A 26,854-nucleotide genomic window follows, 5' to 3' on the forward strand; every position below is an offset into this window, starting at 1 on the left:
ATAACAATGAAAACGCTCAAAGCGCTTGGACTGGCAATCGCCGTCGCCTTTACTTCTTCACAGGTGTCCGCCGAGCAAACGCTCAACATCGGCTTTACCGGCCCGCTCAGCGGCGGCGCTGCGCTCTATGGCGAGAACACACTGTCCGGTCTGCGCATGGCTGTTGAGGATGCCAACAAGGCGGGCGGGCTCAAGATTGGCGGCGAGACCTACAAGGTCAATCTCATCAGCCTGGACGACAAGTACTCGCCGAGCCAGGCGGCAACCAACGCCAAGCGCCTGGTGAAAGAGTCCAAAGCCGCTGCCGTGTTCGTCCCGCATACCGGCGGAGTGTTTGCACTGCAGGATTTCAATGTCGCCGACAACTTCCTGATCATGGCCTATACCAGCGTCCCCTCGGTGACCGAGCAGGGCAATCCGCTGACCGTACGCATACCGCCTGAATTCACCGGCTACGTCGATGCCTTTTCCGACTACGCGCTCAAGCATTACGGCAAGAAACTCGGCATCGCAGGCGCGACCCACGAGTACGCCAAGATCTGGACCAACATGATGACAAAGGCCTGGGAGGAGAAGGGCGGAGAGATCGTCGCCAGCAACCCCATGGACTACAACAAGTCGACCGATTTCTACACGGGTGTGAGCCGGGTAATTGCGTCCAATCCGGACGTGATGTTCGTCGGTGGTGCATCTGAACCCACCGGGCTGGTCATGCAGCAGGCCCGTCAGCTCGGATTTCCGGGCGCGTTCATCGTGATGGATCAGGCCAAACTGGACGAGATCGCCGCTGTCACTGGCGGTTTCGATCTGCTGGAAGGCGCTATCGGCGTGGTGCCGCTGTCCGAGTACCAGGGTGAAGAGGCGAAGGCTTTCGTCGAGCGCTACAAGCAGGCCCACGGCAAGGTGCCGGGCTCTGAAGCGGCTTATAACTACCTGGCCTTCCATGCGATGGCCAAGGCGATGGAACTGGCTGGCAGTACAGAGCCACAGCAGGTTCGCGACAAGATGGCCGAGGCGATCAGCACCATGGAACCTAAGTACAACCTTTACTCGATCCAGGGCATCACGGACGAAGGCGGCTTCATCACACCGACAACGATGTCGGTGGTGGAAGGCGGCAAGATCGTCAGCAAGCAAATCGGCGAGTAAGACCGTCAGCGCAGACACTATGGCTTTCAGCGAGCGGGGCTAGACACGGTACGTCAAGCCTCAACGCCCTAATACCGCTTTGCTTTGCGCATCACTTTTGAGGTGGATGGAAGCGAATAAGCTGCATTTTGTGAGCTTTTATGATGCGATCTGTCTTGATTCGCATCAGCGGTATATCCGCCTGTCCGTATTCGCCGGGTGGCGACTCAAGCAGAGGGGAGGGCAGCCGTAACGCTGCGTAACGTAGTTCCCCCGCGGAGTTGTAGCATGCCCTTTCTTCCAACCCGAATCGCCTCGCGCATGACGCTCGGCGTTATCTTCCTATTGATTCTTACCGCGCTGGCGATATACGCGGTCATGACCCTGGGCGGCAAACCCAAGCTGGTCGCCGCGGGTTCGGCGGCTGCCGAACAGTCAGCCAGTGCTCTGGCCCGCCAGCTGACGATCCAGCTCAGCCGAATCGAAGGCACTACCGCAGCCATGGCCCATCTTGCGGAGACGATGCCAAACGATGAGCCTCTGGCGATGTCGGTTCTGCCGAACCTGATCGATGGCCAGGGTGACGTGGCCATTGCCGGAGGCGGGCTGTGGCCGGAACCCAATGCCTTTACGCCCGGTGTGGCGCGTCGCAGCTTCTTCTGGGCGCGTACCGACAATGGCGGGCTCGACTACTCGGACGACTACAACTCGTCGCAGACGCCCGCCTATCACGGGGAGTCCTGGTACAGCGGTGCGCGTTCGGCCGCCGCCGGGCGCTGCGTCTGGTCGGAAGGCTATCTTGACGCAGTCAGCGGCGTCGCAATGACCACTTGCAGCGTGCACTATAAACGCAGCGGCGCTTTCGCCGGCGTGGCCACGCTCGACCTGAAACTCGATGGCCTGGCCAACTTCCTCGATGCCAAGGGTGGCGTAACTGGCGGCTATGCGTTTGCCGTCGATCAGGCGGGCAACCTGCTGTTTTTTCCTGGCGTCAAGGCAAGCGGTGGCTTGCCGACCTTGGCGGACCGTGCCAGCGATCAACCCTGGCTGAAGCCAGTTGCCGCGGCGGTGGAAGCAGGGGGGGCGGGCAATGCATCGCTATATCTCCAGCACGATGGCGTGGTGGACGGGCCGGCCTACGTAACGCTGGTCACCATGGAGGGCACCGGCTGGCGGGTCGGCTTGGTCACTCCCGAGGCGAGCGTCGTCGGTCTCGCCCAGGAATTGACTCTGAAAATGGTATTGCTCCTGCTGCCGCTTCTGGGCGGGCTGTTGGGCGTGGCTTGGTTGGCGGGCAAGCGGTTGTTGGCGCAACTGGAGGAAACCACGGGCCAGATCGAGCGCCTCGGCCAGGGTGGCGGTCATGGTGATGCCCAGCTCGACGTTCGTCGCGCCGATGAACTGGGTGCCTTGCGCGGCGCGGTCAATCGCTACGCCGGCTCATTACGCGACATGCTGCGGCGTATCGCCGATGAGTCTGCCAGCCTCGAGCGGCAGGCCAATGAACTGGCGCGGCTGTCGATCGGCCTGGCTGATCGCGCCGAAGCTCAACGGCAGGACAACACCTTGCTGGCGACGGCCATTACGGAAATGTCGGCCAGCGCGGCGGAAGTCGCACAAAACACCACCGATTGTTCGGACACGGCTCGTCAGTCACTGTCGGCGGCCGAGCAAGGGCAGGGCCAGGTACAGCGCAACAGCGATGTGATCGGAGGGCTGGCTGGTGAAATCAATCATGCCGCTTCGGCCATCACTCAGTTGGGCTCGGACATCGAGCGGGTCGGTAGCGTACTGGACGTGATCAAGTCGATTTCCGAGCAGACCAATCTGCTGGCCCTCAACGCTGCCATCGAAGCGGCTCGGGCTGGTGAGCAGGGCCGTGGTTTCGCGGTGGTTGCCGACGAGGTGCGAACCCTCGCGGGCCGCACTCAGAGTTCAGCCAATGAAATCCAGCAGATGATCACCCAATTGCGCCAGGCATCTGCCCAGGCAGTATCAACCATGCAGGCTGGCGCGCAGCGTACCCACGAAGCCGTGCAGCAGGCTGATAGCGTGGCGGGCACGCTCGGCAACACGGTTATCAGCTTCGACGATATCGTCCAGCGCGCCCAGCAGATCGCCGTGGCCGCGCAGGAGCAAAGCCATGTGACGCAGGAAATCAACGAGCTGGCCGTGCGTATCCATACGGCAAGCGAGGAGGGCGCCCGCGATGCGGCCACGCTGCGCGAACTGGGCCAGGGCATGCAGGCCATATCGCAGCGGCTGGCTGGCATGAGTCGCTGATCAGACAGGGCGCGTAATCCACGCGCTGCCCCTTGATTGCCTTTACGCCAAATGAAGAGCCCCGCCTGGCGCGGGGCTTTTTCGTGGCTGCTTACGGCGCGCCTGCCGCAGAGCGTCAGATCGCTACCAGCCCACGCACACCTTCGGCTTCCATGGTCTCGCCGCGGCCCTGCTGAATGATTTCGCCGCGGCTCATCACCAGGTACTGGTCGGCCAGCTCCGCAGCGAAGTCGTAGAACTGTTCCACCAGCAGGATCGCCATGTCGCCGCGGGCGGCTAGTTTCTTGATGACCACGCCGATCTCCTTGATCACCGAAGGTTGGATGCCTTCGGTGGGTTCGTCGAGGATCAGCAGGCGCGGCTTGCTCGCCAGGGCGCGGCCGATGGCCAGCTGTTGCTGCTGGCCGCCGGAGAGGTCACCCCCACGGCGGTGCTTCATTTCCTTGAGCACCGGGAACAGCTCGTAGATGAACTCGGGTACTTCCTTGGCTTCCTTGGCACTGAAGCGGGACAAGCCCATCAGCAGATTTTCCTCGACCGTCAGCCTGCCGAAAATCTCCCGCCCCTGGGGCACGTAAGCAATACCGGCGTGTACGCGCTGGTGGGGTTTGAAACCAGTGATCTGCTTGCCCTCCCAGTTCACCGCGCCTTCCTTGGCCGGAATCAAACCCATCAGGCATTTGAGCAGTGTGGTCTTGCCGACGCCGTTACGCCCGAGCAGGCAGGTGACTTCGCCGATCTTCGCGTCGAACGACAGGCCGCGGAGGATATGGCTGCCGCCGTAGTACTGATGCAGTTGCTGGACTTGCAGCATGTGCGACTCCTTCACTTTGGTGGATAAGCCTCTGGCGTTATCCACCCTACGATTAGGTTTGCGTTGATGCGCTGGGACGTTCGGCGGGCGTAGGGTGGATGACGCTTCACCCACCCTACGAATCAATCACCGTCCGAGATAAACCTCGATCACTCGCTCATCGTTCTGCACGGCTTGCAACGAACCCTCGGCCAATACCTGACCCTGGTGCAGCACAGTGACGTGGTCGGCGATGGTGTCGACGAAGCCCATGTCGTGCTCGACCACCATCAGCGAGTGCTTGCGCGCCAGGCTCTTGAAGAGTTCGGCGGTGAACTCGGTTTCGGCGTCGGTCATGCCCGCCACCGGCTCGTCGAGCAAGAGCAGCTGCGGGTCCTGCATCAGCAGCATGCCGATCTCGAGAAACTGCTTCTGGCCGTGGGAAAGCAGCCCGGCCGGGCGATGGCGGGAGGTTTCCAGGCGAATTGTGCTCAGCACTTCGTCTATGCGGTCTTTCTGCTGACCGTTGAGCTTGGCCTTGAGGCTTGCCCGTACGGACTTGTCGGTCTTCTGCGCCAGCTCCAGATTTTCGAATACGCTCAATGCCTCGAATACCGTGGGTTTCTGGAACTTGCGGCCGATGCCGGACTGGGCGATTTCCACCTCGCTCATGCGTGTCAGGTCGAGGGTGTCGCCGAAAAACGCCGTGCCGCTGTCCGGGCGGGTCTTGCCGGTGATGACGTCCATCATGGTGGTCTTGCCGGCGCCGTTGGGGCCGATGATGCAGCGCAGTTCACCGACGCCGATGTAGAGGCTGAGATTGGTCAGCGCCTTGAAACCATCGAAGCTGACGTTGATGTCTTCGAGGCTGAGGATGGTGCCGTGGCGAGCATCGAGGCCTTCGCCTTTCACGCGGCCGAGGCCGATGGCATCGCGGCCGCTGCCCTGGATGTCGCTTGGCTCCATCGGGTCGATCAGTTCGGGTACGGGTGCGGTTTTCATTGTTCGCCCCTCCGGCGCAGCAATCCGATGACGCCTTTCGGCAGGTACAGGGTGACGATGATGAACAGCGCGCCGAGGGCAAACAGCCAGTATTCAGGAAAGGCAACGGTGAACCAGCTCTTCATGCCGTTGACGATCCCGGCACCGAGCAGCGGGCCGATCAGCGTGCCGCGCCCGCCGAGGGCGACCCAGACGGCGGCTTCGATGGATTGCGTCGGTGCCATTTCGCTGGGATTGATGATTCCCACCTGCGGTACGTAGAGCGCACCGGCCAGCCCGCAGAGCACCGCCGACAGTGTCCAGATGAACAGCTTGTAGCCACGGGGATCGTAGCCGCAGAACATCAGTCGGTTTTCCGCATCACGCAGCGCTGTGAGCACCCGGCCGAACTTGCTGCGCGCCAGCCGCCATCCAAGGAGGAGGCTGCCAACGAGCAGCGCGACGGTGGCGAGGAAAAGCGTAGCGCGGGTTGCCGGAGCCGAAATCGAGAAGCCGAGAATGGTCTTGAAGTCGGTGAAGCCGTTGTTGCCGCCAAAGCCGGTTTCGTTGCGAAAGAAGAGCAGCATGCCGGCGAAGGTCAGCGCCTGGGTCATGATCGAGAAGTAAACACCCTTGATCCGCGAGCGGAAGGCGAAGAAGCCGAACACGAAAGCCAGCAACCCTGGTGCCAGCACCACCAGGCACATCGCCCACAGGAAGCTGGAGGTGCCGTACCAGTACCAGGGCAGCTCGGTCCAGGCGAGAAAGCTCATGAATGCCGGCAGCCCGTCGCCGGCACTTTCACGCATCAGGTACATGCCCATGGCGTAGCCGCCGAGAGCGAAGAACAGACCGTGGCCGAGGGACAACAAGCCCGCGTAGCCCCACACCAGATCCAGCGCCAGGGCGACGATCGCATAGCAGAGAATCTTGCCGACTAGCGTCAGTGTGTAGGCCGAAACGTGAAAGACATTGTCCGCGGGAAGCAGATGCAGCAGTGGCATCGCCAGCAGGATTGCGAGCACCAAGCCGAGGGCAACAGCGGTGACTTTCGGCCCAGCCTTCTGCGCAGCCGTTAGGGTAAGAGGCTGATTCATACGAGGCCGTCCTGACGATAATTGGTGGCGTATGCGCCGATTCCCGCGCTTGCTGCCTTTTGTAGGAGCCAGCTTGCTGGCGATCCTGCGCGGTTGTGGGCTGGGGCGTTGATCACTAGCGAGAACTGGGCGCCCCTCATCGTTCCAGCGAAGGAGGGAAGGTAAGTCTTCAATCGATCACCCTCCCTTTCAGCGCGAACAACCCCTGAGGACGTTTCTGAATGAACAGGATGATCAGTGCGAGGATGAGGATCTTGCCCAGCACGGCGCCGATCTGCGGTTCGAGAATCTTATTGGCGATGCCGAGCCCGAAAGCAGCAAAGATGCTGCCGGCCAGCTGTCCGACCCCACCGAGCACGACGACGAGGAAGGAATCGATGATGTAGCCCTGGCCGAGGTCCGGGCCGACGTTGCCGATCTGGCTCAGCGCAACACCGCCAAGCCCGGCGATGCCCGAGCCCAACCCGAAGGCCACCATGTCGATGCGCCCGGTGGGCACGCCGCAGCAGGCGGCCATGTTGCGGTTCTGCGTTACCGCACGCACGTTCAGGCCCAGGCGCGTCTTGTTCAGCAGCAGCCAGGTCAGCAGCACCACGAACAGCGCGAAGCCGATGATCACCATGCGGTTGTAGGGCAGCACGAGGTTGGGCAGCACCTGCAACCCACCGGAGAGCCAGCCGGGGTTGGCGACTTCCACGTTCTGCGCGCCGAACAGCACGCGCACCAGCTGGATCAGGATCAGGCTGATGCCCCAGGTCGCCAGCAGGGTTTCCAACGGGCGGCCGTAGAGATGGCGGATAACGGTGCGTTCGAGTGCCATGCCAATGGCTGCGGTGACGAAGAAGGCCACCGGCAGGGCTACCAATGGGTAGAACGCCAGTGCGTCCGGCATGAGGCGCGCCATCATCACTTGCACCATGTAGGTGGTGTAGGCCCCGAGCATCAGCATCTCGCCGTGGGCCATGTTGATCACGCCGAGCAGGCCAAAGGTGATCGCCAGCCCGAGGGCCGCGAGCAGGAGTATCGAGCCCAGCGACAGACCGCTGAAGGCCTGGCCGAGCAGTTCGCCGATCAAGAGCTTGCGCTTGACCTGCGCCAGGCTGGTTTCCGCCGCCTTGCGTACGCCTGCGTCGGTTTCCGCCTCGTCGGCGAGCAGGTTTTCCAGGCGGACCCGCGCCAGTGGAGCGCCGGTTTCGCCGAGCAGGCGAACGGCAGCCAGCCGTACGGCAGGATCCTCCACGCTTAGTTGCAGGTTGGCCAGCGCCAGAGTCAGGGCTTCGCTGACGGCCGGATCGTCCTCGGCTTCCAGGCGCTGCCCGAGCAGTTCGAGTTGCTCTGGTTGACCGCTGCGTTGCAGACGCTTGGCCGCGCTGAGGCGCTGTGACGGATCATCGGAGAACAGTTGGTGGCTGGCCAAGGCCGTATTGAGCAGGCCGCGCAGGCGGTTGTTCAGGCGCAGCTTCTTCGGGGTGCCGAGCGGCTCGGCGCTGCCTTCGAACGCGCGATAGGCACCGTTCTCTTCGATGAAGGGCGTCTTGTCATCGTCGATGGCCACACGGTTTGCGCGCAGCGCTTCGATCAGCGGCAGCCGTTCGGGTGCGGGCGCGGCGGCCCAGCTTTCCAGCAGCTTGGCCTGTTTGGCCGGGCTGGCCTTGGCGTAGTCGGCTGCGTCTCCAGCCTGTGCCGCCCAGGGCAGCGCGAGCAGGAGCAGCAGCAATAATCGGTGCAGGGCAGTGTTCATCAATGCATTCCCCAGAGGAGGTCGCGGGCTCTCTTGATGGAGCTAGTGACGGCTGCAGGCGGATGAGAAAAGCGTCATTCATCCGCCGTTGCAGCGTCGAAAGGTGGGCCGGTTGTAGGGTGGGCTTCAGCTCTCGAGGGCTGATGGCGGGCTAAAGCGCAACGCCGCCCGGCCCACCCTACGAACGTGATGCGCGCGTCGATCAGTTCGACTTCACCGCGTGATCCGGCTTCTTGTCGTTACCCGGGATGTAGGGACTCCACGGCTGCGCGCGGACCGGGCTTTCGGTTTCCCAGACCACCGAGAACTGACCGTCGTCCTGGACTTCGCCGATCATCACCGGCTTGTGCAGGTGATGGTTCTTTTCGTCCATGGTGAGGGTGTAGCCGCTCGGCGCTTCGAAGGTCTGACCGGCGAGGGCATCGCGCACTTTGCCGACGTCGGTGGTGCCAGCCTTCTCGACCGCCTGCGCCCACATATGCAGGCCCACGTAGGTGGCTTCCATCGGGTCGTTGGTCACCGCCTTGTCGGCGCCCGGCAGGTTCTTGGCCTTCGCGTAGGCCTTCCACTTGCTGACGAAGGCTTCGTTTACCGGGTTTTCAACTGACTGAAAGTAGTTCCAGGCGGCCAGGTGGCCAACGAGCGGCTTGGTGTCAATGCCGCGCAGCTCTTCTTCACCGACCGAGAAGGCGACGACCGGAACGTCAGTAGCTTCCAGGCCCTGGTTGGCCAGCTCCTTGTAGAACGGGACGTTGGAGTCACCGTTGATGGTCGACACCACAGCCGTCTTGCCGCCGGCGGAGAACTTCTTGATGTTGGCTACGATGGTCTGGTAATCGCTGTGGCCGAACGGCGTGTAGACCTCTTCGATGCTCGATTCCGGCACGCCCTTGCTGATAAGGAAGGCGCGCAGGATCTTGTTTGTGGTACGCGGGTAGACGTAATCGGTGCCGAGCAGGAAGAAGCGCTCGGCGCTGCCGCCGTCTTCGCTCATCAAGTATTCCACAGCCGGGATGGCTTGCTGGTTTGGCGCCGCGCCGGTGTAGAAGACGTTGGGTGACAGCTCTTCACCTTCGTATTGCACCGGGTAGAACAGAAGGCCATCGAGCTCTTCATAAACCGGCAGCACGGATTTGCGCGAGACGGACGTCCAGCAACCAAAGGTGACGGCGACCTTGTCCTGGGTCAGCAGCTGACGGCCTTTTTCAGCGAACAGCGGCCAGTTTGACGCCGGGTCGACGACCACCGGCTCGAGCTGCTTGCCGAGCACGCCGCCCTTGGCGTTGATCTCATCGATAGTCATCAGCGCCATGTCTTTCAGGGAAGTTTCCGAGATGGCCATGGTGCCGGACAGCGAATGCAGGATGCCGACCTTGATGGTTTCGGCGGCCTGCAGGGTGAACGGGAACAGACCGCTGAGCATCAGGGCACTGGCGGCGAGGGTGGACTTCAACAGAGGACGGCGTTTCATTGTGGGCGGCTCCTTGGCTGTCCATGCGCAACTGTGGGGTTGGTCCATCGGGACTGGGAGCGCTATCGCAGCATCCGTGCCAATTTGGCGGTAAGCCTTCTGTTCCGATGCTTTGCGGCCATTTGTGGAAAAGTACGTTATCGGGGCGTGGGCGCGGCGTTGTCCGATAACGGTGCGCTTGGCAACGTCATGGCGCACCCGGTGCGCCTTTGTGGTGCCGAACGCGATCATGGGTTATTCAGGCTGTTTTGGACCCGATCAAGTCGCTCCTTCACACCGGCCCTTGCCCGCTGGCAATGCCCGTCCTAGCATGGCCGGCCTGCAACCGAAGGCTTCCTCATGCCTCGCACCTCACGCACCCGTCCACCACGCCCCACTGCAACGCGTTCACAACCGCGTCGGGTGGCCAAGGCGCCGCCGTCCGAGCCACGGCTTTTGTTGTTGAACAAACCTTTCGACGTGCTCACGCAATTCAACGATGCCGATGGCCGCGCGACCCTCAAGGACTTCGTTCAGGTGCCGGGCGTCTATCCGGCTGGGCGATTGGATCGCGACAGCGAGGGGCTGTTGCTGCTGACCAATGACGGGCAGCTGCAAGCGCGGATCGCCGACCCCAAGCACAAGCTTGCGAAAACCTACTGGGTACAGGTGGAGGGAGAGGTCAGCGCCGAACAGCTGCAGCGCTTGTGCGACGGAGTTGAGCTCAACGATGGGATGACGTTGCCGGCCGAAGCCCGGCAGCTCGATGAACCCGAACTCTGGCCGCGCAACCCTCCGGTACGGTTTCGCAAGTCGGTGCCGACCAGTTGGTTGGAGCTGGTCATTCGTGAAGGGCGCAATCGTCAGGTACGGCGCATGACCGCAGCGGTCGGGCTGCCGACGTTGCGGTTAGTGCGCGTGCAGATCGGGCCCTGGACATTGGACGGGCTGCAACCGGGGGAATGGCGAGAGGTGCCGGCGCGTTTGTGAGCGCCGGACCGCCGGATCGTCGGATCGTCGGGTCGCCGGACCGCCGGATTAGTGCGGAATGCCCTGGGTCACTTCAATGACATAGCCGATGATTGGCTTGGCGAGAAAAGCGAACAGGCATAGGCCCAAGCCGAGGAACAGGATCGCCGTGCCGAGGCGGCCGGCCTTGGACTTCTTGGCCAGGTCCCAGATGATGAAGGCCATGAACGCCATGAGCCCGCCGACAAGCACGATCATCATCCACTTTTCAAATACTTCGGGATCCACGCGTTTCTCCTGACTGACATCGACGAATGCACACGGCAGGCCGCGCGCGCGAGGGCGCGCAGTATACGCCTGTCGCTAGGTGCAGCGGCCCCTCAGGGTTTGACGACTCAGTCGGCCAGGCGTTCGGCCATAATCTTGAGTGGCGGCTCTGTCCTGCGCTGCAGGGCTGATCAGTAGTGGGATTTGATCACGTCGATGCCCTTATTGAGCACTGCGTTCCAGGCCTCAAGGTCCTGCTTTTCCAGCTGACGGTCATGCTGACCAATTGTCTTCAGCAGCGCGGCGGCCCACAGGTCATAGAGTTCCGGGCGGATATCGAGATGCGCGCGTGAATGACTCCTGCCGAGCGCCTGTAGTTTGGTATCCGGCATGCCGCGGGCAAACAGCACCAGATTCAGGATGCCTGCTCGCAGCAGATGTTTCTGCGCGGCCATATCGGTCTTGACGAACTTCTCCCGCACCGCTGGGGAGCTGGCGAGAAAGGACGCGTAGAAGTCATCGAAGAAATCCGGGCTTGCGCAACAGCGGCCATAGCTTTGCATGACCCGATTGGTGTCTTTCATGGGCATTTCCTTTGCATTTTGCTCAATAGGGCTGCGCCCTGCTCAGGCTGGCGCGCAGTTGGCCGTACGCCTGGCCAGGTCGTGCCCACGCCTGGCGTACTGAGGGGGCGCGAATTATAGGCAATAACCCTTTTAAATGTATGGATGCAAATGTGAGGGCTGTCTCAGGCCCGCAAGTGCTCGAGTGGCAGCTCCGTACTCGATGACACCTGGCGGAGCACGAAGCTCGAGCGCACGCTCGACACCCCTTCGATACGCGTCAGAGTGCCGAGAAGGAAGGCCTGATAGTGCTCCATGTCCGGCACTACGACCTTGAGTTGGTAATCGGCATCCATCCCCGTTACCAGGCTGCATTCGAGCACTTCCGGGCATTTGCCGATCACCCCTTCGAAATGTTCGAAGCGCTCGGGCGTGTGACGGTCCATGCCGATGAGCACATAGGCGGTGAGGGTCAGGCCGAGCTTTTTGCGGTCCAGCAGTGCAACTTGGCGTGCGATATAGCCGTCGTCCTCGAGCTGTTTGACGCGACGGGAGCAGGGTGATGGCGACAGGCCGATGCGTTCGGCCAGCTCCTGATTTGAAATGCGTGCGTCGTGCTGCAGTTCTTGAAGGATGCGCAGATCGTAGCGGTCTAGTTTGCTCATTACCGATGGCTCCCGTGTTCTGATTGCGAAGAATAATGATATGGCGTGAATTGATTGCGCAAGTGGTGGCTACATGAGCAATCTTCGCAAACATCTGTCGGTAGGTCGGGCGTAAGCTTTATTCAACTTCAGCCCCCGGCAGAAATGACACGGCACGCGATCCCCGCCGTGATCTCCGAAAGCCTTACCAAGGTCGACGGTCCGGGCCCCCGACGCTCACGAGGCGCCGCGAGAAGAAGCCGTTACCATCGGCCCAACGAATCGAAAAGACCACGCCCAGGCGTGGTCTTTTTCGTTCTGGTGCTTGGTCTAGGTGCCGGGGTAATCCCTATTGCCGAGTCGGCTGATAGCTTGGTTTCGCCCTGCTGGGCGCCTCACTTTTTTCAAACGCCCGGACGGCCGGCCCCTCAAAAGTAAGCAAAAAGTCTTGCCCCTGCATCCGTCCCCGGCTGCGCCGGGGTTCCCTCGCTCCGGTGACGTTCCAGGGGCCCGCGGCGACGGGCCATCCATGGCCCAACGCCGCTCTCGCGGCATCCATGCCGCTCAACCCCTTCCACGCCACCTGCGCTCGGCCTCCTGAAAGGGGCGATTTGGCGGCGTCTGATGGCCCGTGCAACGAATTGGTTTTGCGAGCTTCAAGAGATCGTAGGGTGGGTAACGCGAAGCTTACCCACCGCTTTTGGTGGGCAATGTCCGATATCAATTGTTGGATCGATTGCGGTGGTAAATGCTTCGCAGTTTTCCACCGTACGAGATTTTCGTTTCCGTTCGGGACGTAAACAAAGCGTTTTTGAGTCGAGATGCTTTTCCGGTTGTTCCGCGAACGAACCAGCAGACGACTCCGAACGCCTCATTCAGGAGGCCGAATGGAATCGCTGCGCAGAGGGGCGAGGGGCATGGATGCCGCGAGAGCCGTGAAGGGCCAGGGATGGCCCTTGCGCGGCGACCCTCGGAGCAGCGATGGACTGAGGGAAGTCTCGCGAAGCGAGACCCGGATGCAGGGGCCAGCGTTTTTGCTTACTTTTTTGCCGGCCGGGTAGGTGCGTCTGGGAAAAGTGAGTCGCCCAGCAGGGCAAATCCGGTGCTATCAGCGAGCGCTGTAATTGGCTAAGCACGAGGCCGGGCGCCTTACAGCGCGCTTTACGCAGCATCACCCCTTCGGCTTCACCACCTCTAGGGGATCAGCATGCACCAGCACCTCAGCCCGAGGGTACTTGGTGTGAATCGCCGTCTCGACCTGTTCGCACAAAGCATGGGCCTCGATCAGAGGCAACTGGCCAGGCAGCTCAAGGTGCATCTGGACGAACCAACGCGTCCCCGATACACGAGTACGCAGATCGTGACATCCGACCACGCCGGGAACGCCGCAGGCCAGCCGGCCCATGTCTTCGCTTACCTCGGGTGGCAACTCGGTATCCATCAGCACTGCGCCTGCTTCGCGAACGATGCTTAGCGCACTCCAGAAGATGTACACCGCGATGGCGATACCGAAGACCGCATCCAAGCGCTCCAGGCCATAGCCCGCAAGCACTAGTGCGACAAGGATGCTGCTGTTGAGCAGCAGGTCGGAGCGATAGTGCAGTGAATCGGCGCGTATCGCCGTGGAGCCTGTTTCACGCACCACATGGCGCTGATACATCAACAGCGCCACGGTCAGCGCCAGCGATATCAGCATGACGATGATGCCCAGCGTTGGTGCACCTAGCGGTTGCGGGTGCAGCATGCGATCCACACCCTGGACGCAGACCAGGATCGCGCTGACGGAAATGAACGCGCCTTGGCCGAGTCCGGCCAGTGCTTCGGCCTTGCCATGGCCGTAGCGGTGATCGTCGTCGGCTGGGCGCAGCGAGTAATGCACCGCCAGGAGATTGAGTAACGAGGCGGCGCCGTCCAGCAGTGAGTCGGTAAGCCCGGCCAGCAGGCTGACCGAGCCACTCATCCACCAGGCCAGCGCCTTACATGCCGCCAGGGTAAGCGCGACCGCCAGCGCAAGCCGTGTGGCCCGGCGCATCAGCCGAGCGTGTTCGGTGCTGACGCCCTTGCGCTCGCGGGTGTGTTGCATCAGGCGGCCGGACGAAGTCCGAACGCGGCAAGCTGCTCGAGGCTGCCGTTATGCTGGATTAGGCGGGGATCATTGAACGGCAGGCTGCGACCGGTTTCCGCTTCGATGATTGCCTTGAGCTTGGCCTGATCGATTTCGCCATCGGCACCGATGGCTTCCTGCAGTTTTTCCGGAGCCATGGAGTAGCTGTTATCGGGCAGGTAGATCGCGCCCGTGGCGAAATCGATCCCAAACGCGATAAGGCCCGGAATTACGTAGAACAGCAGGCCCACGGCATTCGCGACTGCAATGGCCGGGTCGATCTTGCCGTCGATCTGCCCACGGCGGTCGGGGTAGAACAGCGTGCCACACGCTGTCAGTTGGGTGAACAGGGAGACGGCCAGCACGCCGCCGATGACACGGGAACGAGTACGCATAAGGACCTCCGGAAAAAGTGGCGCAACTATACAAGGGCTGCGTGATGTTTTCCCGATATCAGACACTCCTGAGGTGCGCTCTGTTCGACGTCGTTGCGATGGCCGTGGCTCCGGCTCGGCTAGCCGCTGCGTGTGAGCCCGGTCCCGCTATAATCGCGACCCCGAAAGCGGAGCACCCATGATTTCCCTGCCCATCGATGAAGCCCTGCCGGCGCTGCGCCAGTCGCTGCTAAACCGTGACGAAGCAGTGCTTGAAGCGCCGCCCGGCGCCGGCAAGACCACCCGCGTGCCGCTGGCGCTGCTGAACGAGCCGTGGCTCGCTGGGCATTCGATCCTGATGCTTGAGCCTCGTCGCCTTGCTGCCCGTGCGGCGGCCGAGCGACTGGCCAGCGAGCTGGGCGAAAAGGTCGGTGAAACCGTTGGCTATCGCATCCGGCTCGAAAGCAAGGTAGGACCGAACACCCGAATCGAGGTAGTCACCGAAGGCATTCTTGCGCGTCGCTTGCAGGACGATCCGGCGCTCGAAGGCGTTGGGTTGGTGATCTTCGATGAATTCCACGAGCGCAGCCTGGACGCCGACCTGGCGTTGGCGTTGACGCTCAATGCACGCCAGCTGCTGCGCGATGAGCCGCTCAAACTTTTGTTGATGTCCGCCACCCTGGAGGGCGCGCGCCTGTCGAGCCTGCTGGATGACGCGCCGGTGGTGCGCAGCGAAGGACGCATGTATCCGGTCGCGCAACGCTGGGGGCGGCCGTTTCAGGCGGGAGAGCGGATCGAGCCGAGGGTGGTGCAGACGGTACTGCAGGCGCTGGATGAAGAGCCTGGCAGCGTGCTGGTTTTCCTGCCGGGGCAGGCTGAAATCCGCCGCGTGAACGATGCCCTTGCCGAGCAACTGGCAGATCGACCCGAGGTATTGCTTTGCCCGCTGCACGGTGAACTGGAGCTGACCGCCCAGCGTGCGGCCATCGAGCTGGCGCCGGCGGGCAGGCGCAAGGTGGTGTTGGCGACCAACATCGCCGAGACCAGCCTTACCATCGAAGGCGTGCGGGTGGTGGTCGATGCCGGGCTGGCGCGGGTGCCGCGGTTCGATCCCGGCAGCGGAATGACCCGGCTGGAAACCCGCCGCATCTCCCGTGCCTCTGCAACTCAGCGGGCAGGGCGTGCGGGGCGGCTGGAAGCCGGCGCCTGTTATCGGCTGTGGTCGGAAGACCAGCACGCACAACTGGCCGCCTATGGCGACGCGGAAATCCTCCAGGCGGATCTGGCCGGAGTAGCGTTGCAGCTGGCGCGCTGGGGTGTCGGACCGGACGAGCTGGCCTGGCTGGACAAGCCGCCTGCCGCTGCGTACGCCCAGGCACAGGATCTGCTGCAGCGCCTCGGCGCGCTCGGTCGGACTGCTCGCGGTGACTGGCAATTGACCGCTCACGGCCAGGCCATGGCCGAACTGCCTGCTCATCCGCGTATCGCCCATCTGCTGCTGCGCGGTCATGCGCTGGGCCTCGCGCCGCTGGCGGCCGATCTCGCTGCACTGCTGGTGGAGCGCGATATCCAGCGCGGCGGCGCGGACATTTCGACCCGTCTCGGCCTGCTCGACGGCAGCGCGGGCCGGCATGCCGGTGCACAGCGGGTGCGCCAGCTGGCCCGGCAGTTTCGTGGCCTGCTGCGTGGGCCTTCGGGGCCGGCACCGGTTGATGCTTCCGATCATCGCTGGCACGGCGCGCTACTGGCGTTCGCCTATCCCGACAGGATCGCCCGGCAGCGCCGTGATGGCGGCGGCGAATATCGCCTGGCCAACGGTCGGGCGGCTGTATTCGGCGAGCCGGACGCCCTTATGAAAGAGGCTTGGCTGGTGATCGCGGAACTGGGCAGTCGTCAGGGCCAGCGCGAGGAGCGGATCTATCGCGCAGCGGCGCTGGACCCTGCACTGTTCGAGAAGGAATTGGCCGAAATGGTCAGCCTGCGTGACGAGTTGGAATGGGACGAGCGCGAAGGCGTGCTGCGCGCCGAGCGGCAGCGGCGTGTTGGTGAGCTGATACTAAGCCGCGAGCCCTTACCCGGTCTGGATGACGAAGCGCGAGGCCGCGCGCTGCTCGCCCTGGTCCGACGCAAGGGGCTGGAACTGCTGCCCTGGACCCCGGAGCTGCGCCAGTGGCAGGCGCGTATCAGCCTTCTCAGAGCGCTCGATCTGGCCAGCGACGGTGCCAGCGATTGGCCGGACGTCAGCGATGAAGCCCTGTTGAAAAGACTTGAAGACTGGCTGCTGCCCTATCTCGGCAAGGTTACGCGCCTGTCCCACTTCGCTGGGCTCGACCTGCAGAGCATGCTCGCCACACTGTTGCCGTGGCCGTTACCCCAGCGCCTCGACGAGCAGGCACCGGTTGCCATCGCCGTACCCTCGGGGTCGCGGGTACGCCTCGATTACAGCGAATCACCACCGGTATTGGCGGTGCGCTTGCAGGAACTGTTCGGGCTGGCGGAAACGCCCCGCATCGCCGGCGGGCGTCAGGTGGTGAAGCTGCATCTGCTGTCACCCGCGCGCCGCCCGGTGCAGGTGACCCAGGACTTGGCCAGCTTCTGGGCGAATACCTACATCGATGTGAAGAAAGACCTCAAGGGTCGCTACCCGAAGCATTACTGGCCGGACGACCCCCTGGTTGCCGAGCCGACTGCTCGGGTCAAACCTCGCAAATAGGCATGTCGGGCGCGACTGACGCGGCTCTTCAAGCGCTTCGGATCAGTCCGGGGATGACCGATACAGGTGCGTCGTGTCCACGTTGTACAGCGCCGAATCAGCAAACGCCTCGGCCGTCAGCACTCGGCCGACGAGGATCAACGCCGTACGGCGAAAGCCCTTCTCGCTTACCTTGGCTTCGATGTCGGCCAGGGTACCTGTCACCCAATCCTGATCGGGCCAGCTGGCGCGGTGCACCACGGCAATCGGGCAATCCAGGCCGTAATGCGGCAACAGCTCGGCGACGATGCGGGACAGGTGCTGAACGCCAAGATGAATCGCCATGGTCGCGCCGTGGCGGGCCAGGTCGTGCAGTTCTTCACCGGGGGGCATATCCGACTTGGTGGCGTAACGCGTCAGGATCAGCGTCTGGGAAACCTGCGGCAGCGTCAGTTCGACGTCCAGAAGCGCGGCGCAGGCGGCCGTCGCGGTGACGCCCGGAACGATCTGGAAGGCGATGCCAAGCCTCCGCAGGTGGCGGATCTGCTCACCGATGGCGCCATACAGAGACGGGTCGCCGGAATGCACCCGCGCTACGTCCTGACCCTTGGCATCGGCCTGCCGGATCAGCTCGATGATCTCGTCCAGATGCAGCTCGGCGGTGTTGATCACCTGCTCGGCGCCATGACCTTCGAGTACGGCGGCCGGGACCAGCGAGCCGGCGTAGAGGATGACCGGGCAACTGCGCACCAGACGCTGCCCTTTGACGGTGATCAGTTCCGGATCGCCCGGGCCGGCGCCGATGAAATAGACGGTCATGCAAACTCCAATCAGGAAAGGCGGGTGACGGCGATCGCGCACGTTGCGTTGGCGGAGCGCAGCTTTCTGCACAGCAACCTGGCTTTGCCGTCACTCAGGGATTCAGCCTGTGCCAGAGCGCTGGCCTCGGCGAGTCCGGCGCTGCCAGTTAGCAGCTTGCTGAGCGGCGAGGCCTCGCTGAGCGCCGCATCATACGGCGCGAGCTCTGCAGCTGACAGCAAGGCCAGGGGCAACTGCAGGTGCGCTGCCAGCTCGTGCAGGCCTGGCTCGTCCGTTTTGCGCTCACTGCTGGCAAGGCAGCTGAGCGCTGCGATCGCCAATCCATGCTCCCTCAATGCGCGATGCAGAAGCGCCTCGAGTTCGATCCGGCTGCAGCCCCTGCGGCACCCGAGGCCCGCGACGTACAACTGCGCACCCGACGCTGCAGAGGCATCGGGCGCGGACGAATCTTTGGCGGTTTGGAGGGGCATGGCGCTCAGTCGTAAGGACCGTAGCCGAACACGGTCAGGCATCAAGGGGGCGCAAGGACACCACGAAGCTTTTCCCGAGGTCAACCGTGGCGATTGACCCGCTCCAAGGCTCTGCGTAGCCTTCACGGGTCGAGGTTCTCTGGCGCTGCCAGAGCTAAGAGGGAACACGGAAAGCCGTGGCTGCCCCCGCAACTGTAAATGACTGACCCTTGGGTGCGCCGCGTAGCTGGCGCGCCAGCCACTGCAACTGACGCGGGAAGGCGAGGGTAATGGCAGGCGCGCCACGCGTTGCCCGGTCGTGAGCCAGGAGACCTGCCTCGCTACACATTGACAACCGGGCGGGGTGCTCCGGTGGTGCTTGTTGGCGCACGTCGCCAAGTAGTGTCCGCCTGCCTGCTCATCTATTTCTCGATGCTTGCAGGGCCACGATGAAAACCCTCTCCAAACTTCCCGTCACTATCGTTACCGGCTTTCTCGGCGCCGGCAAAACCACCTTGCTGCGCCATATGCTGGGCAATGCCGAAGGGCGTCGTATCGCCGTGATCGTCAACGAGTTCGGCGAGCTGGGCATCGATGGCGAAATTCTCAAGCAGTGCTCCATCGGCTGTAGCGAAGAGGAGGCCAACGGCCGCGTCTTCGAGCTGGCCAATGGCTGCCTCTGCTGCACGGTGCAGGAAGAGTTCTTCCCGGTGATGCGTGAACTGGTGGCGCGCCGTGGCGACCTTGACCATATCCTCATCGAAACCTCGGGCCTGGCGCTGCCCAAGCCGCTGGTGCAGGCCTTCAACTGGCCGGAAATCCGTAACGCCTGCACCGTGGATGCGGTGATCACCGTCGTCGACAGCCCGGCGGTGGCCGCCGGCACCTTTGCCGCATTCCCCGATCAGGTCGATGCCCAGCGCAAGCTCGATCCCAATCTCGATCACGAATCGCCTCTGCATGAGCTGTTCGCCGATCAGCTGGCCAGCGCCGATCTGGTCATCCTCAACAAGGCCGACCTGCTGTCGCCAGAGGCATTGGCAGCGGTGCGGGCCGAGGTGGCCGAGGAGCTGCCCGAGGGGGTCAAAGTCATCGAGGCGCACGGCGGCGAGCTGCCGCTGAACGTGCTGCTGGGCCTGGATTGCGAAACCGAACTGCACATCGAAGGGCGCAAGACCCATCACGATCAGGAAGACCATGAAGAGCACGATCACGAAGCCTTCGATTCTTTCTCGGTCGAGTTGCCGCAGGCCGCTGAAGACAGGCTGCTGCAGGCGTTGAAAGACGCGGTGGTCAAGCACGGCATCCTGCGCATCAAGGGCTTCGCTGCAATTCCAGGCAAGCCTATGCGCCTGCTGCTGCAAGGCGTGGGGCAGCGTTTCGACAAGCACTTCGACCGCCCCTGGCAGGCCGGTGAAGTGCGTACCACCCGGCTGGTCATCATCGGCCAGTCGCTTGACCCAGCAGCGATAGACGCCGAACTGAACGCGGCACTGGCGGGCTGACCGGCCGTGCATCTGCTGCGCACCCAGCCCGGCCAGCAACTGCCGGCCGACAGCATTGCCGACCTGGGCCAGACGCCTGGAGACATCGTCGTGCTGTGCACGGGTGACTCGCATCTGTCGTTGCTGGCCGAGGTGGCCGGCCAGCTGCCTGAGGATTACCCCAGCCTGCGGCTGGCGAGCCCGGCCCAATTGGGCAACAACGCGTCGATAGACTTCTATGTCGAGCAGGTCCTGCAGCACGCCAAGGTCATCCTGATTTCCGTTCACGGTGGCGTCAGTTACTGGCGCTACGGCATTGAACGGCTGGTGGAGCTGGGCCAGCGCGGCGCCAAGATCATCATGGTGCCGGGCGATGACAGCCCTGATCCTGAGTTGAGCGAGCTCGGCAACGTGCCGGCCGAGGATAGCCATCGGTTGTGGCAGTTCCTGCGCCAGGGTGGCATCGACAACGCGCGCCAGTTCTACCACTGCATCGCCAGTCGCTGGTTGGGCCGAAACTATGCCTGGCACGAACCCGAGGCGCTGGCGCGGGTGGCGATCTATCACCCCCATCAGTCATCCGCGTCCTTGGATGATTGGCAGCGCGACTGGCGAGTGGACGCATCGGTGGTTGGGCTGATCTTCTATCGCACGCAGGTTCAGGCGGCGAATACGGCCTTCATCGACACCTTCTGTGAGCGGTTGACGGCTCAGGGCCTTAACCCCTTGCCTATCGCCGTGGCCAGCCTGAAGGAGGCGGCTTGCCTCACGCAGGTCGAGGCCTGGCTGGAGCAGAGCGGCGCTGCGGTGATCATCAATACGACAGGCTTCGCCCAGTCCAGCCCGGACGCTCCAAACCTGCGGCCCTTCCGTCTGGACATCCCGGTGCTGCAAGCCATCTGCGCCCTGGATAACCACGAACAATGGCTGGCCAACGCTCAGGGCCTGGGGTCGCGAGACCTGGCGATGCATATCGTGCTGCCGGAGCTGGACGGCCGACTGATTACCCGGCCTATCAGTTTCAAGGGCCTGGCCTGGCGCAGCGAACGCAGCCAGAGCGACGTGATCTGCTACCAACCGCATCTGCCAGGCATGGACCATGTCGCCGAGCTTGCGCAGCGGTGGGCTTGCCTTGCGCGGTTACCTAACGGCGACAAGCGAGTCGCGCTCATCCTGGCCAACTATCCCACCCGTGACGGCCGCATCGGCAACGGGGTCGGGCTTGATACGCCGGCCGCTGCGCTGAACATCCTTCGCGCACTGCAGGCGCAGGGATACCCGGTGGCCGATCTGCCCGAGAGCGGCACGGCGCTGATCCATGAGCTACTCGGCGGCGTTACCAACGACCTCGATAACCTCGATTTGCGGCCCTGTGCCCAGAGCCTGACTCTGCAGGAGTACCAGGCGTTCTTCGGTGGGCTACCAGTTGCCAACCAGCAGGCGGTGATCGATCGCTGGGGCACGCCCGAGCAGGACCCGATGTTTCGTTCTGGTCGGCTGATGATCGCCGGGCTGCGTTTCGGCTCGACCTTCGTTGGCATACAACCGGCGCGTGGTTATCAGCTCGACGCGGCCGCCATGTATCACGACCCCGATCTGGTACCGCCGCACGGCTACCTCGCGTTCTATGGCTGGCTGCGCATGCGCTACACCGCTGATGCGGTGATCCACGTCGGCAAGCACGGCAACCTCGAATGGTTGCCGGGCAAGAGCGTTGGGCTGTCCGACTGCTGCTGGCCGGACGTGGTGCTCGGCCCGCTGCCGAATATCTATCCCTTCATCGTCAACGATCCGGGCGAAGGGGCCCAGGCCAAGCGGCGTACCCAGGCGGTGATCATCGACCACCTGATGCCGCCACTCACGCGCGCCGAAAGTTATGGCCCGCTGCGTGACATCGAGCGCCTGGCCGACGAGTACTACGAAGCCAGTCAGCTCGACTTGCGGCGCGCGTCCGAGCTGCGCAGCGAGATCCTTGTGCTGGTGCGCGAGGCCAATCTGGACCGCGAGCTGGGGCTGCAACTGAGCGACGATCCCAACAGTTGGCTGCCGCAGCTCGATGCCTATCTCTGCGATCTGAAGGAATCCCAGATACGCGATGGGTTGCACGTCTTCGGCGAGTCTCCCAGCGGACAACTGCGGCGTGACACCCTGCTTGCGCTGCTGCGCATTCCCCGAGGCAACGGGATAGGGGCCAACGCCAGCCTGTTGCGGGCACTGGCCGATGATCTGGGATTGGATTTCGACCCCATCAACTGTGACATGGCCGCGCCCTGGCTGGGGCCGCGGCCCGAGGTGCTACAGCGCTGCGATGCCAGCCTCTGGCGCACCCATGGCGACTCCCGGGAGCGGCTGGAGATGCTTGCGCTGGGGCTTATCGACAGCGAGTCGCAGGGCTTCGGACCGGCCAGCAGCGAAGTGATCGAGCAGCTGCGTGGGCAGGTCGCGCCAATGCTGGACAGTTGCGGCGAGGAAGAAATGGCGGGCCTGCTGGCGGCTTTGCAGGGCCGCTTCGTGCCGGCTGGCCCCAGCGGTGCGCCGAGCCGTGGTCGCCTCGATGTGCTGCCGACAGGCCGCAATTTTTTCACCGTCGACGTGCGCAACCTGCCCACGCCGACCGCCTGGCGCATTGGAGTGCAAGCCACCGAGCGCCTGCTCGAACGGCATATGCAGGACCATGGCGACTACCTGCGGCAACTCGGACTGTCGATGTGGGGCACCGCGACCATGCGAACCGGCGGCGATGACATGGCGCAGGCCATGGCGTTGCTCGGCGTGCGGCCGGTCTGGCAGCCAGGGAGCGGCCGGCTGGAACGTTTCGAGATCGTGCCGCTGGAAGAACTGGGTCGGCCACGGGTGGACGTCACGTTGCGAGTGTCCGGCTTCTTCCGCGATGCCTTCGCCAACCTGATTCGCATCTTCGACGAAGCGGTGCAAGCGGTGGCCGATCTCGATGAGCCGGAGGACATGAATCCGCTGTCCGCGCGGGTCTGGCGTGAATCCCTCGAGCTTGAGGACGGCGGTCTGGACGAGGCACAAGCGCGGCGTCAGGCCGGCTGGCGCATCTTCGGGTCGATGCCCGGTGCCTACGGTGCGGGGGTGCAGAACGTCATCGAAGACCGCCGCTGGCAGAGCCGCGAGGACCTGGCTGAGGTCTACCTGAACTGGGGCGGCTATGCCTATGGCAAGGACGACGAAGGCGTGCCGGCGCGGGCGCGTTTCGCCGAGCGGCTGCAACAGGTACAGGCGGTGCTGCAGAATCAGGACAACCGCGAACACGACATTCTCGATTCCAACGACTACTACCAGTTTCAGGGCGGCATGCTGGCCGCCGCCGAAACCCTGCGCAGCGGATCGGTGGCGAGCTACCACGGCGACAATAGTCAGCCGGACAACCCGAAAATCCGCAGCCTGAAAGAAGAGTTGGGCAGGGTGGTGCGTTCCCGCGCGGCCAACCCCAAGTGGATCGCCGGCATGAAGCGGCACGGCTACAAGGGCGCCTTCGAACTGGCGGCCACGGTGGATTACCTGTTCGCCTTCGATGCCACCACCGGGCTGATCGATGATCACCAGTACGCGCTGCTGGCCGATGCCTATGCGCTGGACCGAGATACCCGGGAGTTCATCCAGCTACACAACCCCGAGGCCCTGCAGGACATCCTCGAACGCCTGCTGGAAGCCCAGCAACGTGGGCTCTGGGAGGAGCCCGGCGAGTATCAGGAAGCGCTGGAAAATCTGCTGATCGATAGCGAGGAGTCATGAGCGAGCGCCTTTCCTCCATCCCACCCTACGTACCGCTTTGTGCCTCTACGGATGCCTGCCATGCCCGATAGCCATTTCCCCCTCGCCGCCGTGGTCGGAGCCGATGACCTCAAGCTGGCCCTTTGTCTGGCAGCAATCGATCCCGCGATTGGCGGTGTGTTGATCGAAGGCCCTCGCGGCATGGCCAAATCGACCCTGGCGCGAGGGCTGGCGGACCTGCTGCCAAGCGGCCAGTTCGTCACCTTGCCGTTGGGTGCCAGTGAAGAACGCATCGTGGGCTCGTTGGATCTCGATGCAGCTCTGGGTGAAGGGCGCGCCGAGTTCTCGCCGGGCTTGTTGGCCAAGGCCGATGGCGGCGTGCTCTATGTCGACGAGGTCAACCTGCTGCCGGATCACCTGGTCGACCTGTTGCTCGATGCGGCGGCCAGCGGCATCAACCATGTGGAGCGGGACGGCGTTTCCCATCGGCACCCATCGCGCTTCGTGCTCATCGGCACCATGAACAGCGAGGAGGGCGAACTGCGGCCGCAGTTGCTCGACCGTTTTGGCTTCAACGTTGCGCTGGACGCGCGGCCACAGCCTGCACAGCGGACGGAAATCGTTCTCCGTCGGCTGAATTTCGATGCCGATCCGCAGCGCTTTCTATCCTCTTGGTCGGAAGAGCAGGGGGCGCTGCGGGCGCGCTGCCAGGAAGCGCGCGCCCAGCTGCGCGATATTCCGTTGGACGAGGCAGCACTGGAGCAAATCAGTCAGCGTTGCTTTGCCGCCGAGGTCGATGGGTTGCGAGCTGATCTGGTCTGGTTGCGAGCTGCTCGCGCCCATGCGGCCTGGCGTGGCTCGGTACGGATCGAGGCCGAGGACATCGATGCGGTGGCCGATTTTGTTCTGCGTCATCGGCAGCAGCAGGCAACGCCGCCTTTACCGCCGCAGCAGCAGCCACAGCAGCCTCAAGCCAAGGAAGACACCAGCGCTGGTCAGAATGATCAGGGCGCTGGCGACTGGGGGCAGCTGCCGGCCCAGGTTCAACCTGTGGGTGCTCGGCGTGAACCGCCTCGCTGGTCAAAAAAGCCCTGAGCATCCGCCCACGCAGCGCCTCCGGCGCGGATGCACGAGCAGCACCGGGTAGCGTGAATGGAGGGCGGCATGGCGCCAGTCGCGGCGGCGTGTCTGGGCGGATCGACTGGGCCGCGACCTTTATGCTCAACGGCCTGCCGCAGCGCCGCGCTGACCTCGTCATGAGGCCGCGCAGTCGGCGGGCGGGTGAAGTGTGGTTGGTGATCGTCGATGCCTCGGGCTCGACCCGTCGCCACGGTGCGCTGAGCAAGGCGAAAGGGCTGCTCGGCGAGGTGTTCGAGCAGGCCCGGCGGCAACGAGTGCGGCTGGCGCTTTTGCGGGCCAACGGCAAGCAAGCCGACTGGGTTTGGCCAGGTCACAAGGTGACCGGTGTGCAGCAACAATGGCTGGCTGATCTCGGCGCAGGTGGCGGCACGCCGCTATTGGATGCCTTGCAGCAGGCGGCAGCATGGCAGCGTCGTCGGCAGCAACTCAAGCCCGCCGAGCAGCATCGACTGCTGGTCCTCACGGACGGCCGCTTGCGTGAGTCGACAGCTCTGGAACCGAGTCTTTGCCCGGCTGTGCTGGTAGACATCGAGAGCGCACCGATCCGCCTGGGCCGTGCACGGAAACTGGCCGAAGAACTGGGCGCGGAGTATCAGCACATCGACACGCTCGCGACCCTGAACAACCCTGTTTAAACGACCAACCTTTAGCGCAATGGAGCCAGAACCTGTGAAAACACTACTGATCATCGGCATTGGCGCAGGCGATCCCGATTTTCTGACGGTCCAGGCGATCAAGGCGTTGAACCGTGTCGACGTGTTTTTCCTGATGGACAAGGGCGCCTCGAAGGACTCGCTCATCCACCTGCGCAAGCATATCTGCGAGCGCTTCATCGACACGCCGGGGTATCGCTTCGTCGAGGCCGAATGCCCCGAGCGCGTGCGAGGTGTCGCCGACTACCGGGCCAGCGTTGTCGACCTCAATCAGGACAAACAGCGGGTGTTCGAGCAGATGGTCCACCGTGAGCTGGCCGATGGTGAGGTGGGCGGCTTTCTGGTCTGGGGTGATCCTGCGCTGTATGACAGCACGCTGCGCATCGTCGAGGACATCGTGCAAGCCAGTCCGGAGCCCATCACCTACGAGGTGATCCCCGGCATCACCAGCCTGCAGGCGCTGGCTGCCAGGCACAAAGTCTGCTTCAACAGCATCGGTCAGGCCTTTCAGGTCATGCCGGCCCGGCGATTGGCCGAGGGCTTTCCTGACGGGCTGGATAGCGTACTGGTGATGCTCGATGCGCGGGATACCTACTGCCTGTTCGTCGATCAGGAGATGGACATCTATTGGGGCGCATACGTGGGCACCGCGGATGAGGTGCTGATTGCAGGAAAGGTCGGTGAGGTGGCGGAGCAGATCCGCAGTACCCGCGCCGCGCTGCGCGAGCGACATGGCTGGATGATGGACAGCTACTTGCTACGTCGCCGCAGCGCTGACGAAGACTGATCGTCAGCGCTGGCGTGGCCTGATCAGGCGGTCGCGAGGGTTTTGACGGTGGTGAACCGGCTGATCAGCGGGTTATCTGCAAAGCGTTTGAGCGTGCGGACAACCAGGCAGGTGAACAACGGCTCGAGCAGCACAAGCGGCAGGTAGGAAACGGCGAACATCGCCCAATTCTGCAGAGGCGTGGGTTCGTTACCCAGCGACAGCCAGAAGCCGACCATCAGCACCACGCCGCCGTAAAAGGCTGCGTCGAACTTGACCACTTCGGCCCAGCGAATCACGCGCCCGCCTTGGGCGAAGAAGTGCCGGCCGAGCAGGCCATGGGCGGCGATCAGCGGCAGGATCAGCGACAGCGAGTTGACCGCCAGGTGCACCAGATCGGACGGCTCGAACAGCAGCCCTTGCAGCAGCAGGCCAATAGCGAATCCGAACAGCGTCGGCACGAAGCCGAATATCACATAGACAGCCGACGCACCCACGAAATGCAGTTCCGAGGCGCCGACCGGCATGTGAAAGACCTCCATGAAGATGGAGAAGAACAACGCGGCGAGCAGGGTCTTGACCCAGATGTCGGGGCGCCACATCAGCTTGGGCAGGAACACGGCCAATGTTGAAACGGCTGCGGCGTTGGCAAAGACGATTTTTGCGGCGTTGAGTACGCCAGGTTCGATATGCATCGTTCTCCCTCCGAGGGATGCGGG

At 63.2% G+C, this 26,854-nt stretch carries 22 protein-coding genes and 1 riboswitch; of the genes, 9 read left to right on the forward strand and 13 right to left on the reverse strand.

Features of this window, described 5'->3' with window-relative positions:
* Positions 1-6 precede the first annotated feature (6 nt).
* Entirely contained in the window at positions 7-1,149 is a 1,143-nt protein-coding gene (locus EA797_RS03020; RefSeq protein WP_122163703.1) for an ABC transporter substrate-binding protein, read from the forward strand.
* Between the two features lie 267 nt (positions 1,150-1,416).
* On the forward strand, positions 1,417-3,411 hold the full coding sequence (locus EA797_RS03025) for a methyl-accepting chemotaxis protein (protein ID WP_122163704.1): 1,995 nt from the start codon (positions 1,417-1,419) through the stop codon (positions 3,409-3,411).
* 115 nt (positions 3,412-3,526) lie between these two features.
* Here EA797_RS03025 and urtE read toward each other — a convergent pair whose 3' ends face one another.
* The 5 genes from urtE to urtA all read right to left on the reverse strand — a co-directional run bounded on the left by urtE (position 3,527) and on the right by urtA (position 9,494).
* On the reverse strand, positions 3,527-4,225 hold the full coding sequence (gene urtE, locus EA797_RS03030) for an urea ABC transporter ATP-binding subunit UrtE (protein WP_122163705.1): 699 nt from the start codon (positions 4,223-4,225) through the stop codon (positions 3,527-3,529).
* 126 nt (positions 4,226-4,351) lie between these two features.
* Positions 4,352-5,206 (reverse strand): urea ABC transporter ATP-binding protein UrtD, encoded by an 855-nt coding sequence (gene urtD / locus EA797_RS03035; RefSeq protein ID WP_122163706.1) that lies wholly within the window; start codon positions 5,204-5,206, stop codon positions 4,352-4,354.
* Positions 5,203-6,282 carry an urea ABC transporter permease subunit UrtC gene (urtC, locus tag EA797_RS03040; RefSeq protein ID WP_122163707.1) on the reverse strand — a complete coding sequence of 360 codons (1,080 nt, stop codon included), beginning with the start codon at positions 6,280-6,282 and terminating at the stop codon, positions 5,203-5,205. Before urtC ends, urtD begins: the two co-directional genes overlap by 4 nt.
* A gap of 169 nt (positions 6,283-6,451) precedes the next feature.
* Entirely contained in the window at positions 6,452-8,023 is a 1,572-nt protein-coding gene (urtB, locus tag EA797_RS03045; RefSeq protein WP_122163708.1) for an urea ABC transporter permease subunit UrtB, read from the reverse strand.
* Between the two features lie 202 nt (positions 8,024-8,225).
* Positions 8,226-9,494, reverse strand: coding sequence for an urea ABC transporter substrate-binding protein (gene urtA / locus EA797_RS03050; protein WP_122163709.1), 1,269 nt, complete (start codon positions 9,492-9,494; stop codon positions 8,226-8,228).
* 339 nt (positions 9,495-9,833) lie between these two features.
* Between urtA and EA797_RS03055 the strand changes: the two genes are divergently transcribed.
* Positions 9,834-10,463, forward strand: coding sequence for a pseudouridine synthase (locus EA797_RS03055; RefSeq protein WP_122163710.1), 630 nt, complete (start codon positions 9,834-9,836; stop codon positions 10,461-10,463).
* A gap of 48 nt (positions 10,464-10,511) precedes the next feature.
* Here the strand turns inward: EA797_RS03055 and EA797_RS03060 are convergent, their stop codons facing one another.
* The 5 genes from EA797_RS03060 to EA797_RS03080 all read right to left on the reverse strand — a co-directional run bounded on the left by EA797_RS03060 (position 10,512) and on the right by EA797_RS03080 (position 14,415).
* The gene (locus EA797_RS03060; RefSeq protein ID WP_122163711.1) at positions 10,512-10,730 is read right to left on the reverse strand and encodes a DUF2788 domain-containing protein; all 219 of its coding nucleotides are present in this window, start codon (positions 10,728-10,730) and stop codon (positions 10,512-10,514) included.
* A gap of 170 nt (positions 10,731-10,900) precedes the next feature.
* Positions 10,901-11,293 carry a globin gene (locus EA797_RS03065; protein ID WP_122163712.1) on the reverse strand — a complete coding sequence of 131 codons (393 nt, stop codon included), beginning with the start codon at positions 11,291-11,293 and terminating at the stop codon, positions 10,901-10,903.
* A 164-nt stretch (positions 11,294-11,457) separates the two neighbouring features.
* Complete coding sequence (locus EA797_RS03070; protein WP_122163713.1) at positions 11,458-11,937, reverse strand: Lrp/AsnC family transcriptional regulator; 480 nt, start codon at positions 11,935-11,937, stop codon at positions 11,458-11,460.
* A gap of 1,150 nt (positions 11,938-13,087) precedes the next feature.
* Positions 13,088-13,999, reverse strand: coding sequence for a cation diffusion facilitator family transporter (locus tag EA797_RS03075; protein ID WP_122163714.1), 912 nt, complete (start codon positions 13,997-13,999; stop codon positions 13,088-13,090).
* Complete coding sequence (locus EA797_RS03080) at positions 13,999-14,415, reverse strand: polyribonucleotide nucleotidyltransferase (RefSeq protein ID WP_122163715.1); 417 nt, start codon at positions 14,413-14,415, stop codon at positions 13,999-14,001. The genes EA797_RS03075 and EA797_RS03080 overlap by 1 nt, the downstream gene beginning before the upstream one ends.
* A 178-nt stretch (positions 14,416-14,593) precedes the next feature.
* Between EA797_RS03080 and hrpB the strand changes: the two genes are divergently transcribed.
* On the forward strand, positions 14,594-17,107 hold the full coding sequence (gene hrpB / locus EA797_RS03085) for an ATP-dependent helicase HrpB (RefSeq protein ID WP_122163716.1): 2,514 nt from the start codon (positions 14,594-14,596) through the stop codon (positions 17,105-17,107).
* A 42-nt stretch (positions 17,108-17,149) separates the two neighbouring features.
* On the opposite strand, the gene cobM is transcribed toward hrpB, so the two are convergent.
* Together cobM and EA797_RS03095 are read right to left on the reverse strand one after the other, a co-directional pair.
* Positions 17,150-17,905: a precorrin-4 C(11)-methyltransferase gene (gene cobM / locus EA797_RS03090; protein ID WP_122163717.1), complete on the reverse strand. Its 756-nt coding sequence runs from the start codon at positions 17,903-17,905 to the stop codon at positions 17,150-17,152.
* Between the two features lie 11 nt (positions 17,906-17,916).
* The gene (locus tag EA797_RS03095) at positions 17,917-18,375 is read right to left on the reverse strand and encodes a cobalamin biosynthesis protein (protein ID WP_122163718.1); all 459 of its coding nucleotides are present in this window, start codon (positions 18,373-18,375) and stop codon (positions 17,917-17,919) included.
* A 115-nt stretch (positions 18,376-18,490) separates the two neighbouring features.
* Positions 18,491-18,709, forward strand: a riboswitch (cobalamin riboswitch).
* Positions 18,710-18,803: 94 nt separating this feature from the next.
* On the opposite strand from EA797_RS03095, the gene cobW reads away from it, so the two are divergent.
* Genes cobW through cobF form a run of 5 tightly spaced genes read left to right on the forward strand, consistent with a single transcriptional unit; the run spans position 18,804 to position 26,156 of the window.
* The gene (gene cobW, locus EA797_RS03100) at positions 18,804-19,859 is read left to right on the forward strand and encodes a cobalamin biosynthesis protein CobW (protein ID WP_122163719.1); all 1,056 of its coding nucleotides are present in this window, start codon (positions 18,804-18,806) and stop codon (positions 19,857-19,859) included.
* A 6-nt stretch (positions 19,860-19,865) separates the two neighbouring features.
* Entirely contained in the window at positions 19,866-23,597 is a 3,732-nt protein-coding gene (cobN, locus tag EA797_RS03105) for a cobaltochelatase subunit CobN (RefSeq protein ID WP_122163720.1), read from the forward strand.
* Positions 23,598-23,657: 60 nt separating this feature from the next.
* Positions 23,658-24,671: a magnesium chelatase ATPase subunit I gene (locus EA797_RS03110; RefSeq protein WP_122163721.1), complete on the forward strand. Its 1,014-nt coding sequence runs from the start codon at positions 23,658-23,660 to the stop codon at positions 24,669-24,671.
* Positions 24,653-25,351, forward strand: coding sequence for a vWA domain-containing protein (locus tag EA797_RS03115; RefSeq protein ID WP_167468781.1), 699 nt, complete (start codon positions 24,653-24,655; stop codon positions 25,349-25,351). The genes EA797_RS03110 and EA797_RS03115 overlap by 19 nt, the downstream gene beginning before the upstream one ends.
* A gap of 34 nt (positions 25,352-25,385) precedes the next feature.
* Entirely contained in the window at positions 25,386-26,156 is a 771-nt protein-coding gene (gene cobF / locus EA797_RS03120; protein ID WP_122163722.1) for a precorrin-6A synthase (deacetylating), read from the forward strand.
* 23 nt (positions 26,157-26,179) lie between these two features.
* Here cobF and EA797_RS03125 read toward each other — a convergent pair whose 3' ends face one another.
* Positions 26,180-26,830 carry an energy-coupling factor ABC transporter permease gene (locus EA797_RS03125; protein WP_042927056.1) on the reverse strand — a complete coding sequence of 217 codons (651 nt, stop codon included), beginning with the start codon at positions 26,828-26,830 and terminating at the stop codon, positions 26,180-26,182.
* Positions 26,831-26,854: the final 24 nt, after the last annotated feature.

The sequence above is a fragment of the Stutzerimonas zhaodongensis genome, assembly GCF_003696365.1.
GTDB classification, from domain to species: domain Bacteria; phylum Pseudomonadota; class Gammaproteobacteria; order Pseudomonadales; family Pseudomonadaceae; genus Stutzerimonas; species Stutzerimonas zhaodongensis.